Source organism: Herbaspirillum sp. UBA812 (assembly GCF_002296545.1).
In the GTDB taxonomy this organism is placed as follows: domain Bacteria; phylum Pseudomonadota; class Gammaproteobacteria; order Burkholderiales; family Burkholderiaceae_D; genus Herbaspirillum; species Herbaspirillum huttiense.
Map to the genome: position 1 here is coordinate 14191 of NZ_DBIC01000211.1, position 12624 is coordinate 26814.

The window sequence follows — 12624 nt, forward strand, 5'->3', positions numbered from 1 at the left end:
GCACAGCATTGTTGACCGCCATGCAAGCAACAGCAACCAAGGTCGTCGAATTCGAGCGACCGCAAATGGAGACCGGCGGCAGTTGTACCGCCAATGCGTGGGCCAAGGTACCGGCCACGCCCAGCCCCGAGGAACGCGCGCAATTGAAGGCGCGCATCCGCCAGCTGCTCAAGGAAAAGCAGGCGGTGCTGGTGGCGCACTACTACGTCGATGGCGACCTGCAGGACCTGGCCGAGGAAACCGGCGGCTGCGTCTCGGATTCACTGGAGATGGCGCGTTTCGGCCGTGATCATGCCGCACAGACCCTGGTTGTGGCCGGCGTGCGCTTCATGGGCGAGACCGCCAAGATCCTCAGCCCCGAAAAGCGCATCCTGATGCCCGACCTGGACGCGACCTGCTCGTTGGACCTGGGTTGTCCGGCCGATGAGTTCGCGGCCTTCTGCGACCAGCATCCGGACCGCACCGTGGTGGTCTATGCCAATACCAGCGCGGCCGTGAAGGCCCGTGCCGACTGGATGGTGACTTCCGGCATTGGTCTTGAGATCGTCCAGCACCTGCACGCCCAGGGCAAGAAGATCCTGTGGGCACCGGACAAGCACCTGGGCAGCTACATCCAGAAGCAGACCGGCGCCGACATGCTGCTGTGGCAGGGTTCCTGTCTCGTGCATGACGAATTCAAGGGCATCGAGCTGGAACTGATGCGCGCCGAAAATCCCGACGCACTGGTGCTGGTGCACCCGGAGTCGCCCGAAGCGGTGGTGGCGCAGGCCGATGTGATCGGGTCGACCTCGCAGCTGATCGCGGCGGTGCAATCGTCCGATGCGCCGGCTTTCATCGTCGCTACTGACAATGGCATCCTGCACAAGATGCGCGCAGCGGCTCCTGGCAAGCGTTTCATCGATGCCCCCACCGCCGGCAACAGCGCCACCTGCAAGAGCTGTGCGCACTGTCCGTGGATGGCCATGAATGGCTTGCAGAATCTGCTGCACGTGCTGGAAACCGGCGCCAATGAAATCCACGTCGATCCGGCGATCGGCAAGCAGGCCGTGGTCTGCATCGACCGCATGCTGGACTTCGCCGCCCAGCGCAAGGCCAAGGTCCGCCCCTCGGCGCGCCTTGAAGACGAACAGCAACTGTTTGCAGGAATCGGCCCCGCATGACGCTCCACGCCCTCAAGACTGCCTCGACCATCGCGGCCAGCAATCTGCGCAATCCTTTCGGTCCTTTCGATGCCGCGCTGCATGCGGCTTTCGATGCCAACGTCAACCAGGCCATCGCCGAGGATGTGGGCGACTGCGACTACACGGGCCTCCTGGTGCCGGAAAACGAATTCGTGAAGGCCCGCGTCATCGTGCGCGAAGCTGCCGTGCTGTGCGGTGCGCCCTGGTTCGAGGCCGTCATGACCCGGCTCGACCCGCGCCTGCAGGTCAGCTGGAGCTATGCCGAAGGCGACCTGATGGCCGCCGACAGCGAGGTCTGCACCATCGAAGGCCCGGCCCGTGCCCTGCTGACCGCCGAGCGCGGCGCACTCAATTTCCTGCAGCTGCTTTCGGGCGTGGCCAGCGCCACCCGGCGTTACGTGGACGTGGTGCAGGGCACGCGCGCGGCCATTCTCGATACCCGCAAGACCTTGCCCGGCCTGCGCCTGGCGCAGAAATACGCGGTGCGCGTGGGCGGTGGCGCCAACCAGCGGCTGGCGCTGTATGACGGCATCCTCATCAAGGAAAACCACATCGCGGCCGCCGGCGGCATCACTGCGGCTGTGGCTGCCGCCTTGAAGCTCAACGCAGGTGTGACCATCCAGGTCGAGGTGGAAAGCATTGCCGAGCTCAATGAAGCCCTGCAGGCTGGTGCTGAGTCGATCCTGCTGGACAATTTCTCTCTGGACATGATGCGCGAGGCTGTGGCGGTCAATGCGGGGCGCGCCTTGCTTGAAGCCTCCGGCGGCATCAACATGCAGACCGTGCGCGCCATTGCCGAAACCGGCGTGGATCGCATCTCCATCGGCAGCCTCACCAAGGATATCCAGGCGACTGATTTTTCCTTGCGCGTGATTGCCTGACCTGCTGAACGGCCGGCCTCACCCTTGCATCGGCCTGGCGCAGTAACTTGCACCAGGCTTCACTTTTTTGCGTGCCTGCATGCAGGAACGTATCTCGGTTTTCCCCTTCAAACGCCAGATGCCGACGACAATGCTTCGTCGGCAATGACGATAAACAACGGGGGAGCCCATGAAAACCTTTCACTGCGACAATTGCAGCGCGCAAGTCTTTTTCGAAAACACCGTATGTGGCAATTGTGGCTGGATGCTGGGTTATCAGCCTCAATTGCAGGCCATTGCCAGCTTTTCGCCGCTGGAGCCGGCAGTCGCACCGGCGCCGGATGCCGAAGCCGCCGTTCCTGAAGCCGGGCCGGGGCGCTGGCGCAGCGTCAGGCCGCAGAACGAGGGTGTTGTGTTCAAGCAGTGCGTCAACTACTGGCGCGAAAACATCTGCAACTGGATGCTCGATGAGCGCGAGCCGCACGAGTTGTGTGCCTCCTGCCGCCTCACGCGCGTCATTCCCAATCTCGACGAAGGCAACAACCGGGTGCTGTGGAGCCGCCTGGAGACGGCCAAGCGGCGCCTGCTGCATTCTCTCTGGACCTTGCAATTGCAGCCGGTACCGAAGATGGAAGATGAAGAAGCCGGCCTTGCCTTCGAATTCCTGCAAGACCTTCCGCATGGCGAGCGGGTGCTGACCGGGCATGCCGATGGCGTCATCACCATCAACATTGCCGAAGCCGATCCCGCCTACCGCGAACAGGCGCGCGAGCAGATGGCCGAGCCGTATCGCACGCTGCTGGGGCATTTCCGGCATGAGAGCGGCCATTACTATTTCGACCGGCTGGTGGCGCCAACCAACTGGATCACACCGTTCCGGGAGATGTTCGGTGACGAGCGCCAAGACTATGGCGAAGCGCTCAAGGCCCATTACGAGAATGGCCCGCGCCCGGACTGGGAAGAAAACTTCGTCAGTGCCTACGCCAGCAGCCACCCCTGGGAAGACTGGGCGGAGACCTGGGCCCATTATCTTCATATGTTCGATACGCTGGAGACGGCCTATGCCTGCGGCGTGCAGCTGCGGCCGCGCCATGAGGGCGAGCAGAAGCTGGTCATCAAGGCGCCGCCGGTGGCGGCCGGTTCCTTTGACGAATTGGCCCGCGAGTGGTTTGCGCTGACCTATGTGCTCAACAGCCTCAATCGCAGCATTGGCATGCCGGATTCCTATCCCTTCACCTTGTCCACGCCGGTACTGCAGAAACTGCGCTTCGTGCATGAAGTGGTCAATGGCGGCGCGCCGTCTTGAGGCTCGCAGGATTTCGATTGTTGCTAGTTGATTGAAGGGGGCAGGGAGTCATTCTCCCTGCAGCGACTCGAAGCGGCTCATCAATTCCAGCGGTAGAGCTGGCAAGGAGAGTTGCATGGGGCGTCCCTTCATCGTCGTCGGTGACAAGACCAGCCATGGTGGCACGGTCATTTCCGGCGATCAGACCTTTCTCGTTCATGGCAAGGCCGTCGCGCGGGTCGGCGACCTGACCAGCTGTCCCCAATGCAAAGGGACATTTCCCATCACATCCGGTGCGGGCGACATGAAGTCCATGGGCCAGGCACCGGCGCGTGACGGCGACCGCACGGCGTGTGGCGCCACGCTCATCGCCAGCCAAGGGGTGGCCACGCACTCGGAAGAAAAAACGGCAGCTCAGGCGGCCCCTTCCGGCACCGCTGCCAGCGCGGACAGAGAGCCTGTTCCGCCCGCGGCCTCGTCGCCTTCCTCGATTTGACTGCCTTGTCTGGCTGCTGCCGCGCAGTCTGGCCAGTCCTTGTTGGTGCGCGCATGAGAACCCCGTTGCCACATGGCCGGATCAAGCCCCTGCCGCAGCCGCTGGCGGGAGAGCAACTGCATGTACTGGTCGATGGAGTCCATTTTGCCGAGATGAACTTCTCGGTGCCCCTTGCTGAGCAGCCCGGTGCAACCAGTCTGTTCGCGGGCACGGAAGAAGAATCCTTGATGGAGGGTGGTCCCTGGTTGCTGGCGGTGCAGCGGCAGTCCTATGCGCTTTGCCGCCAGTTGATCGCGCTGGAGCGGAGCCGGGCAGCGGTTTCCTGGATTTATGCAGCGTTCGACACGGCCGCGCTTGCCGCGCATTTGCAGGCGCGCCTGAACCTGCGCCTGCCGGATGGCCGCTCGGCCCTGCTGCGATTCTGGGATCCGCGCGTACTGGCGACGCTGGCGCGGCGGCTGGATGAAGCGCAACGTATCGCGTTCTTTCATTCAATCCGGCAATGGCATTTCGTGGTGGACGGCCGTCCGGTTCACATAGGACGCGACCATGCTTGAACTCACGTCCGAACAATACCGGCAGTTCCTGCACATCGATACCCAGCACTTCATAGCCGCTGCTGCCGACCAGTATCTTGCGCAGCACCAGGACATGCGCAGCGATCCCGGCCGGAATGCGGTGATCGAACGCATGCGCATCACCTATGAACGAGGCCGCTCGATGGGGTTCACCTCGACGCCCCATCTGCTTTACATGATGACCCTGGAGGCCGGGGCACCGGGTCTTTTTGGGGATGAGCTGATTCGCCACTACCTCAGCATGCCGGGGGCGACACCGGAACAGCGGCTCGATGACTTCGACGCCATCCTGGCCAACGAATTGCAACGGATGAAGGAGGAAGAATAATGGCAGCCATTGCCGTTCAAGTCGGCCGCGCGGCGGCGCAACGCGCGGTGCCCGTGATCAAGCGTTGGTTGCCTCGTGTTGCCGGCGGCACAGGGGGTGTGGTGGTGGGGGAGCAAATCGAGGATCGCAGAAGCGAAGCGGACAAGGCCAAAGATGCGCCGCTGGCCAAGGCCGAGGTGGACGCGGCTGCGCGCGAGAAGTGCCGGGATTGTCCGCCGCTGGCGGGGCATGAGATCACCAAGAATTTCAAGGAACACAAATCATGGATGGATTATCAGGCACGCGTTACTGGCATGCGTGCCGGGCCGCTGTTTTTGACGGAGTGGAAGTACGAGGGCCGGGAGTTTGATGGATTCAAGGCGACCGAATGTTTGTTGATGGATGCAAAGGCTGGATATGACCAGTTTTTTGTCGCCCCGAATCAGTTCAAGTACCACTTCCAACGCGAAATCATGAGCGACATGGTTGAGAAGGCTCGAAAGCAGCACGGAGTTGCGCTGCCTCGCCCGCCGGTGCAATTGAGATGGTACTTCCAAGAGCCCTTGTCCTACCAATACATGGCGCCCTTGATCGCCCAGATTTCTCCGACCATTCAAATCATTCACCTTCCCTGAATCCAGATCAAGCATCATGAAACCTTTTGACATGCAAATATTCTTGCCTGCTCCTGTCGTTGCACAGGACCTGACGCAACGAATGGGAACAATCCATGAATTTGTCCGGAGCTTGGCTGAACAAGATGGGAATTTGCGACCACAGAACTGGTTATTGGCAACAGGCGATATGGAGGGGTCCTTCCGTTATCCTGCGTTCGATGGGGAAAAAGCTTCCTCGGCCCTGATTGCGGTTTATCGCGAGCGATACCGAGGGGAGTCTGCTTCATCCTGCCGCCATGTGACGCTCTGGAATGGAGAAATGGAAGCAGGGCGTGGTGCCAGTATTGCATATCAGTTTAATCACGCTGATGGGGCAGCGGAAATCATCTCTCTGTCCGTCCAGGATATGTCCGTCTGGGCTGTGGCTACAGTGGCTGAAACTATTGAAAAGGTAGTTCAGCTTTTTGCTCCGAAAGTACTGTTTGTCCAGCCTGCCCGGTATCGCCCGGTATTTCGGGACAAGCCCGGAGTCGGCTGGATGCTTTACCTGCCCCGTCAACTCTCGGCCAGGCAAGTTCCCGAAGCTGCCCGACTGGAGCCCGTGCACGACCCTGCCGGCCAACTGATGGGCGCGATCATCATCAGCGTCGCCGATACGATCTTCGACATCGATAACCCCGCTCACGTACGCACTGCCCATGACATCGAGGTCAGGCTGACGGATCAGAACTTGCTGCCGCGCTATCCGGATCTGCTGATCTGACAGAAGGCTGGCGAATCGCACAATAAAAAACCCGGAAGTTTCCTTCCGGGTTTTTTATCATGAGGCGCTCAGCAGGATTCAGTCATCACGCCCTTCCAGCGCACGGTTCAGGCTCAGCGCAGCCAGCGAACCCACAGCGCCGGACAGCAGGTAGAAGCTCACGTAAGCCATCCCGAAGTGCGCCGACAAGCCCAGCGCCACCAGCGGTGCGAAACCGGCTCCGACCAGCCAGGCCAGGTCTGAAGTCAGGGCCGCGCCAGTGTAGCGATAGCGGGCCTTGAAGTTGGCCGTCACGGCACCGGCAGCCTGGCCGTAAGACAAGCCCAGGAGTGCAAAGCCGATCAGGATGAAGGTGTTCTGGCCGGACTCACCACCATTCATCAAGCTCGGGACGAAGGCCGACAGGATCGCGATCAGCAGTGCCATCGAACCCAGGGTATTGCGGCGGCCGAAACGGTCCGCAACCAGACCCGAGACGACGATGCCGACTGCCATGATCAGGCCGCCCCAGATCTGGATCACCAGGAAATCCGACGCTTCACGCAGCGAATACAGCTTGATCCACGACAGCGGGAACACCGTCACCAGGTGGAACAGCGCATAGCTGGCCAGGGCGGCGAGGGCGCCGATGATGATGTTGCGGCCTTGGGTGGTGGCCAGCTCAACCACGCCGGCCGGCTCCAGCTCGCGCTCATCGAGCAGCTTGGCGTATTCCGGTGCCGACACCAGGCGCAGGCGCGAGAACAGCGCCACCACGTTGATGGCAAAGGCCACATAGAAGGGGAAACGCCAGCCCCAGTCAAGGAAGTCGGTCGTGGTCAGCGTGGCCAGCATGTAGGCAAACAGGCTGGCAGCGATCACGAAGCCCAGCGGCGCACCCAGTTGGCCCAGTGCGGCATACCAGCCGCGCTTGTTCGGCGGGGCGTTCATCGCCAGCAGCGAAGGCAGGCCGTCCCACGCACCGCCCAGCGCCACCCCTTGACCGACACGCAAGAGCGAGAGCAAGATGATGGCCCACACACCAATGTGTTCGTAAGTTGGCAATAACGCAATGCCCGCAGTCGAAAAGCCGAGCATGAACAACGCCAGCGTCAGTTTTACCTCTCGGCCGTAGTGCTTTTGAATCGCCATGAAGATCGTGGTCCCGATGGGGCGGGCCAGGAAGGCGAAGGCAAAGATCACGAAGGCGTAGAGCGTGCCTTCCAGTTTCGGTTCGTTGGGAAAGAAGACCGCCGGGAACACCAGCACCGAAGCCAGTGCATAAACGAAGAAGTCGAAGTATTCGGACGCGCGTCCGATCAAGACGCCCACCGCGATCTCACCGGGTTCGATCGTGCCGTGTTCGTGGTGAGTGGAAGGATTGCTGGATTGAGGCCGGAGTTGACCGGAACCTTCACCATTGTGGATGCTGGTGCTTGCCATGGCTTTGTCTCCCACTGTTAGAGGTTTAGTCGCAGTACGTGCTACAAATCCCAACCTGGCAGGTGGCAAGTGACAGGGTGGGACAAAACGTCCAATCGCCAACACACTTTATTGGCGTTACATTACCACGCTCTGATACATACGACTGGAATTTTCCTTCATGGTTTCTCAAATCCTCCGTCGCGGATTGCTCCTGCTTCCTGCGCTTCTGTTGGCTGGGTGCAACACCGTCGTGATGAATCCTTCCGGCGACATCGCTAACCAGCAAGCACGCCTGATCGTCATCTCGACCGCGTTGATGCTGCTCATCATCGTCCCGGTGATCATCCTGACGCTGCTGTTCGCATGGCGTTATCGCAAGAGCAACACTTCCGCTCCCTACGAGCCGGACTGGGATCACTCGACCCGCCTGGAACTGGTCATCTGGGGCGCACCCCTGCTGATCATCATCGCCCTGGGCCTGTTGACCTGGATCACCACCCACACCCTGGACCCGTACCGTCCGCTCTCGCGCATCGACGCCGAGCGTCCGCTGTCGCCCCAGGTCAAACCGCTGGTGGTGGAAGTCGTGGCGCTGGACTGGAAGTGGCTGTTCATCTATCCGGAACAAGGCATCGCTACTGTCAATGAGTTGGCTGCACCCGTGGATGTTCCCATCCAGTTCAAGATTACTGCCTCCAACGTGATGAACTCGTTCTACATCCCGGCACTGGCAGGCCAGATCTACGCGATGCCGAGCATGGAAACCAAGCTGCACGCCGTCATCAACAAGGCCGGCGAATATGAAGGTTTCTCGGCCAACTACAGTGGTGCGGGCTTCTCGCACATGCGCTTCAAGTTCCATGGCCTGGACCAGGCCGGCTTTGACGCTTGGGTGCAGAAGGCCAAGGCGGGCGCTGGCAAGCTGGACCGTGCCGAATACCTGAAACTGGAACAGCCGAGCGAACGCGAACCTGCCCGCCTGATTGGCAGCGTCGAGCCCGAACTGTTCCACGCCATCGTGAATCGTTGCGTCGCACCCAACACGGTTTGCATGGACAAGATGATGGCCACCGACCTGAACGTGAAACCGGGCCAGCAAAAGGCCGAATGATTTCCTTGCCTGGTAGCCGTATCAGCGCAGCAGAACACCGCTGCGCCCCCATTTCCTTTTTCCCCGGGAAGTAAAGATGTCTGACAATTTTGACCTGATAAAGCTGATCTTCGGTCGTCTCAGTCTGGAAGCGATTCCATACCATGAGCCGATCCTGATCGGTACCTTCGCCATGGTGGCGCTGGGCGGCATAGTAGTACTCGGCCTGCTCACCAAATATCGCCTGTGGGGCATGCTGTGGCGCGACTGGTTCACCAGTATCGACCACAAGCGCATCGGCATCATGTATATCGTGCTGGCCATTGTCATGCTGCTGCGCGGCTTTGCCGACGCACTGATGATGCGTGCGCAGCAAGCCATCGCCTTTGGCGACAATGCCGGCTTCCTGCCGCCGCACCACTATGACCAGGTGTTCACCGCCCACGGCGTGATCATGATCTTCTTCGTGGCCATGCCCCTGGTGACCGGTCTGATGAACTACGTCGTGCCCCTGCAGATCGGTGCACGTGACGTGGCCTTCCCCTTCCTGAACAACTTCAGCTTCTGGATGACCACCTTCGGCGCACTGCTGGTGATGGCCTCGCTGTTCGTGGGCGAATTCGCCCGCACCGGCTGGCTGGCTTACCCGCCGCTGTCGGGCATCCTGTACAGCCCTGACGTGGGGGTGGATTACTACATCTGGGCCTTGCAGGTGGCCGGGGTAGGGACACTGCTTTCCGGCATCAACCTGGTGGTGACCATCGTCAAGATGCGCGCCCCGGGCATGAACATGATGAAGATGCCGGTCTTCACCTGGACCTCGCTCTGCACCAACGTCCTGATCGTGGCTGCCTTCCCGGTGCTGACCGCTGTCCTGGGCATGCTGTCTCTGGACCGCATCTTCGGTACCAACTTCTTCACCAACGACATGGGCGGCAACGCCATGATGTACGTGAACCTGATCTGGATCTGGGGCCACCCCGAGGTGTACATCCTGATCCTGCCGGCTTTCGGCGTGTTCTCGGAAATCGTGTCGACCTTCAGCGGCAAGCGCCTGTTCGGTTACACCTCCATGGTGTATGCGACCGTCGTGATTACGATCCTGTCCTACCTGGTGTGGCTGCACCACTTCTTCACCATGGGTTCGGGTGCCAGCGTGAACTCGTTCTTCGGCATCACCACGATGATCATTTCGATCCCGACCGGTGCCAAGATCTTCAACTGGCTCTTCACGATGTACCGCGGCCGTATCCGCTTCGAAGTGCCGATGCTGTGGACCATCGGTTTCATGGTCACCTTCGTCATCGGTGGCATGACCGGCGTGCTGCTGGCCGTTCCCCCGGCTGACTTCGTGCTGCACAACTCGCTGTTCCTGATCGCCCACTTCCACAACGTCATCATCGGCGGCGTGGTGTTCGGCATGTTCGCCGGCATCAACTTCTGGTTCCCGAAGGCCTTCGGCTTCAAGCTGAACGAATTCTGGGGCAAGTGCTCGTTCTGGTTCTGGCTGGTCGGCTTCTACCTGGCCTTCATGCCGCTGTATGTACTGGGCCTGATGGGCGTGACCCGCCGCATGAGCCACTTCGATGATCCGTCGCTGCAGATCTGGTTCGTGGTCGCTGCACTGGGTGCTGGTCTGATCGCCCTGGGCATCGGTTCCTTCATCATCCAGATCGCTGTCTCGATCCGCGACCGCAAGAAGCTGGCCGATGTGACCGGTGACCCGTGGAACGGCCGTACCCTGGAATGGTCGACTTCGTCGCCGCCGCCGGCTTACAACTTCGCCTTCACCCCGGTCGTGCATGACAACGACGCCTGGGCTGACATGAAGAAGAACAACTATCAGCGTCCGCTGGGTGATTTCGTGGAAATCCACATGCCCAAGAACACCGGTGCCGGCTTCATCATCGCCGCGCTGTCCGCTGCCGTTGGCTTCGCCATGATCTGGCACATGTGGTTGCCCGCCGTGGCTGGTTTCGTCGCCCTGTGCGTGGCCACCATCGTGCACACCTTTAATTACAACCGCGACTACTACATCCCGGCCGACGAAGTCGTCCGTGTCGAAGCAGAGCGCACACGTCTGTTGAATAGCCATGTCTGAAGCAATCAACCACACGGCCGACGCGACGCCTAGCTCGCGCTATTTCGTCCGCCATCACCATCCGGAGAACGGCACTTTGCTGGGCTTCTGGATCTACCTGATGAGCGATTGCCTGATCTTCGCCTGCCTGTTTGCGTGCTACGCCGTCCTGGGCCGCAACTATGCAGGCGGTCCGACCGGCGCCGAGCTGTTCGACCTGCCGCTGGTGGCGCTGAACACCGCGCTGCTGCTGCTGTCGTCGATCACCTACGGTTTCGCCATGCTGGCCATGCAGGCCAAGAAGCAGCAGAACACCATCATCTGGCTGATCATCACGGGTCTGCTGGGTGCCGGCTTCATCTACTTCGAACTGTACGAGTTCCTGCACCTGATCCACGAAGGCGCAGGCCCGGCACGCAGTGGCTTCCTGACCTCGTTCTTCGCGCTGGTCGGTACCCACGGTCTGCACGTTTCCTTCGGCATCATCTGGCTGGTCGTGCTGCTGTTCCAGATCAACAAGCACGGCCTGACCGAAGCCAACGGCCGTCGCCTGATGTGCCTGTCGATGTTCTGGCACTTCCTGGACGTGGTCTGGATCGGCGTCTTCACCTTTGTCTATCTGATGGGAGTCCTGCCATGAGCCGCGGCCACCAAGAACACCCGGCCCGACCGATGGGCCATCAAGACGACCATGGCCACGGTCATGGTCATGGCGACCACGCCGCACACGGCACGATGAAGGATTACGTCACCGGCTTCGTGCTGGCCGTGATCCTCACCGCGATCCCGTTCTGGATGGTCATGAACAAGACCATCGCGAACCCGGCAACTCTGGGCATCGTATTGCTGGTCTTCGCGGCAGTGCAGATCGTGGTGCACATCAAGTATTTCCTGCACATGAACAGCAAGTCCGAAGGTGGATGGAACATGCTGGCGATGATCTTCACCGTCGTCATCGTGGTGATCGCACTGTCCGGTTCGCTGTGGGTCATGTATCACTTGAACCACAACATGATGCCGACCATGTCGCCTGAAAACATGCCGACCGAAACCGTGCCGCAGTCGATGCAGGGTATGCAAGGCATGCAACACGGCGCAGCCCCATCGAAATGAGCCCGACGCCAACTGATGGCGTGACGCAAGGCAAAGAAAGCGGGGCGGCGCAAGCCGCCCCGGTATCCCGCACAAAGGCCAGCTTGTTGCTGCTGACGCTTTTGGCGGGATTTTTCTTTCTGGTCTTCGCTGCGCTGGGAACCTGGCAGGTCTATCGCCTGCAATGGAAGCTGGACCTGATCGCCAAGGTCGACGCCCGGGTGCACGCCGCGCCGGTGGCGCCACCCGCTGCGCAGGACTGGCCGAACGTGACTGCCGAGCGCGATGAATACAAGCGCGTGGCCTTGAGCGGCCGCTACCTGTACAGCAAGACGGTGGCCGTACAGGCCAGTACCGACCTGGGCAGCGGTGCCTGGCTGCTGACGCCCTTGCAGACCGCCGACGGCAGCGTAGTGCTGATCAATCGCGGCTTCGTCTCGGTATCGCCGCTCAAGCTGGCTGACTCCCAGCTGGCGGATGCGCCTGCAGGCCAGCTGAACGAAGTGACTGGATTGCTGCGCATGAGCGAGCAGGGGGGCGGCTTCCTGCGCAGCAATGACGCCGCGCAGAATCGCTGGTATTCGCGCGATGTGAAGGCAATTGCACAAGCCCGAAATCTGCCAGCGGGGCAGGTGGCACCGTATTTCGTCGATGCCGACAAGGCGTCGTCGGAAGCCAATGCCGCCAGCGCTCCTGATGCGCAGAAACCCGTCGGTGGCCTGACCGTGATCGCCTTCCACAACAGCCACTTGGTCTATGCCCTGACCTGGTACGCTCTGGCGCTCATGTCGCTGGGTGCGGGCTATTGGGTGATCCGCGACGAACGCCGCTGGCGCCAGCGCATCCAGGATGCGCAATCCAGGGGCTGAGC

At 60.9% G+C, this 12624-nt stretch carries 14 protein-coding genes; 13 read left to right on the forward strand and 1 reads right to left on the reverse strand.

The genetic code is table 11. The features are described 5' to 3' along the window. The first annotated feature begins 20 nt into the window (after positions 1–20). From nadA to B3873_RS13940, 8 genes are all read left to right on the forward strand, one after another. Complete coding sequence (nadA, locus tag B3873_RS13905; RefSeq protein ID WP_286866741.1) at positions 21–1160, forward strand: quinolinate synthase NadA; 1140 nt, start codon at positions 21–23, stop codon at positions 1158–1160. Further along, positions 1157–2062 carry a carboxylating nicotinate-nucleotide diphosphorylase gene (gene nadC, locus B3873_RS13910; protein ID WP_209535815.1) on the forward strand — a complete coding sequence of 302 codons (906 nt, stop codon included), beginning with the start codon at positions 1157–1159 and terminating at the stop codon, positions 2060–2062. The genes nadA and nadC overlap by 4 nt, the downstream gene beginning before the upstream one ends. 169 nt (positions 2063–2231) lie before the next feature. Further along, the gene (locus tag B3873_RS13915) at positions 2232–3347 is read left to right on the forward strand and encodes a zinc-binding metallopeptidase family protein (protein ID WP_286866744.1); all 1116 of its coding nucleotides are present in this window, start codon (positions 2232–2234) and stop codon (positions 3345–3347) included. 115 nt (positions 3348–3462) lie between these two features. After that, positions 3463–3822: a PAAR domain-containing protein gene (locus tag B3873_RS13920; RefSeq protein ID WP_286866746.1), complete on the forward strand. Its 360-nt coding sequence runs from the start codon at positions 3463–3465 to the stop codon at positions 3820–3822. Positions 3823–3875: 53 nt separating this feature from the next. Next, positions 3876–4379, forward strand: coding sequence for a DUF4123 domain-containing protein (locus B3873_RS13925; RefSeq protein WP_286866748.1), 504 nt, complete (start codon positions 3876–3878; stop codon positions 4377–4379). Further along, positions 4372–4728 carry a hypothetical protein gene (locus tag B3873_RS13930; RefSeq protein WP_134222478.1) on the forward strand — a complete coding sequence of 119 codons (357 nt, stop codon included), beginning with the start codon at positions 4372–4374 and terminating at the stop codon, positions 4726–4728. Before B3873_RS13925 ends, B3873_RS13930 begins: the two co-directional genes overlap by 8 nt. Further along, positions 4728–5342, forward strand: coding sequence for a Tox-REase-5 domain-containing protein (locus B3873_RS13935; protein WP_286866751.1), 615 nt, complete (start codon positions 4728–4730; stop codon positions 5340–5342). The genes B3873_RS13930 and B3873_RS13935 overlap by 1 nt, the downstream gene beginning before the upstream one ends. A gap of 16 nt (positions 5343–5358) precedes the next feature. Next, a complete protein-coding gene (locus tag B3873_RS13940; protein ID WP_286866752.1) occupies positions 5359–6087 on the forward strand; it encodes an Imm52 family immunity protein in 729 nt (242 codons plus the stop codon). Between the two features lie 78 nt (positions 6088–6165). Here the strand turns inward: B3873_RS13940 and B3873_RS13945 are convergent, their stop codons facing one another. After that, on the reverse strand, positions 6166–7509 hold the full coding sequence (locus B3873_RS13945; RefSeq protein ID WP_286866754.1) for an MFS transporter: 1344 nt from the start codon (positions 7507–7509) through the stop codon (positions 6166–6168). A gap of 160 nt (positions 7510–7669) precedes the next feature. Between B3873_RS13945 and cyoA the strand changes: the two genes are divergently transcribed. The 5 genes from cyoA (at position 7670) to B3873_RS13970 (ending at position 12622) form a co-directional block, all read left to right on the forward strand. Continuing rightward, the gene (gene cyoA, locus B3873_RS13950; protein WP_039785866.1) at positions 7670–8602 is read left to right on the forward strand and encodes a ubiquinol oxidase subunit II; all 933 of its coding nucleotides are present in this window, start codon (positions 7670–7672) and stop codon (positions 8600–8602) included. Positions 8603–8678: 76 nt separating this feature from the next. Beyond that, complete coding sequence (gene cyoB, locus B3873_RS13955; RefSeq protein WP_134222475.1) at positions 8679–10682, forward strand: cytochrome o ubiquinol oxidase subunit I; 2004 nt, start codon at positions 8679–8681, stop codon at positions 10680–10682. After that, positions 10675–11301 (forward strand): cytochrome o ubiquinol oxidase subunit III, encoded by a 627-nt coding sequence (cyoC, locus tag B3873_RS13960; RefSeq protein WP_286866757.1) that lies wholly within the window; start codon positions 10675–10677, stop codon positions 11299–11301. Before cyoB ends, cyoC begins: the two co-directional genes overlap by 8 nt. Next, the gene (gene cyoD, locus B3873_RS13965) at positions 11298–11774 is read left to right on the forward strand and encodes a cytochrome o ubiquinol oxidase subunit IV (RefSeq protein WP_039785863.1); all 477 of its coding nucleotides are present in this window, start codon (positions 11298–11300) and stop codon (positions 11772–11774) included. The genes cyoC and cyoD overlap by 4 nt, the downstream gene beginning before the upstream one ends. Next, positions 11771–12622, forward strand: coding sequence for an SURF1 family protein (locus tag B3873_RS13970; protein ID WP_286866760.1), 852 nt, complete (start codon positions 11771–11773; stop codon positions 12620–12622). The genes cyoD and B3873_RS13970 overlap by 4 nt, the downstream gene beginning before the upstream one ends. The last annotated feature ends 2 nt before the right edge of the window (positions 12623–12624 follow it).

What these genes read in the sequence shown, in the direction of transcription:
- cyoA (WP_039785866.1), top strand. Translation starts at nt 7,670, where the DNA reads ATGGTTTCTCAAATCCTCCGTCGCGGATTGCTCCTGCTTCCTGCGCTT.
- nadA (WP_286866741.1), top strand. Translation starts at nt 21, where the DNA reads ATGCAAGCAACAGCAACCAAGGTCGTCGAATTCGAGCGACCGCAAATG.
- nadC (WP_209535815.1), top strand. Translation starts at nt 1,157, where the DNA reads ATGACGCTCCACGCCCTCAAGACTGCCTCGACCATCGCGGCCAGCAAT.
- cyoB (WP_134222475.1), top strand. Translation starts at nt 8,679, where the DNA reads ATGTCTGACAATTTTGACCTGATAAAGCTGATCTTCGGTCGTCTCAGT.
- B3873_RS13915 (WP_286866744.1), top strand. Translation starts at nt 2,232, where the DNA reads ATGAAAACCTTTCACTGCGACAATTGCAGCGCGCAAGTCTTTTTCGAA.
- B3873_RS13920 (WP_286866746.1), top strand. Translation starts at nt 3,463, where the DNA reads ATGGGGCGTCCCTTCATCGTCGTCGGTGACAAGACCAGCCATGGTGGC.
- cyoC (WP_286866757.1), top strand. Translation starts at nt 10,675, where the DNA reads ATGTCTGAAGCAATCAACCACACGGCCGACGCGACGCCTAGCTCGCGC.
- B3873_RS13930 (WP_134222478.1), top strand. Translation starts at nt 4,372, where the DNA reads ATGCTTGAACTCACGTCCGAACAATACCGGCAGTTCCTGCACATCGAT.
- B3873_RS13945 (WP_286866754.1), bottom strand. Translation starts at nt 7,509, where the DNA reads ATGGCAAGCACCAGCATCCACAATGGTGAAGGTTCCGGTCAACTCCGG.
- B3873_RS13970 (WP_286866760.1), top strand. Translation starts at nt 11,771, where the DNA reads ATGAGCCCGACGCCAACTGATGGCGTGACGCAAGGCAAAGAAAGCGGG.
- B3873_RS13940 (WP_286866752.1), top strand. Translation starts at nt 5,359, where the DNA reads ATGAAACCTTTTGACATGCAAATATTCTTGCCTGCTCCTGTCGTTGCA.
- B3873_RS13935 (WP_286866751.1), top strand. Translation starts at nt 4,728, where the DNA reads ATGGCAGCCATTGCCGTTCAAGTCGGCCGCGCGGCGGCGCAACGCGCG.
- B3873_RS13925 (WP_286866748.1), top strand. Translation starts at nt 3,876, where the DNA reads ATGAGAACCCCGTTGCCACATGGCCGGATCAAGCCCCTGCCGCAGCCG.
- cyoD (WP_039785863.1), top strand. Translation starts at nt 11,298, where the DNA reads ATGAGCCGCGGCCACCAAGAACACCCGGCCCGACCGATGGGCCATCAA.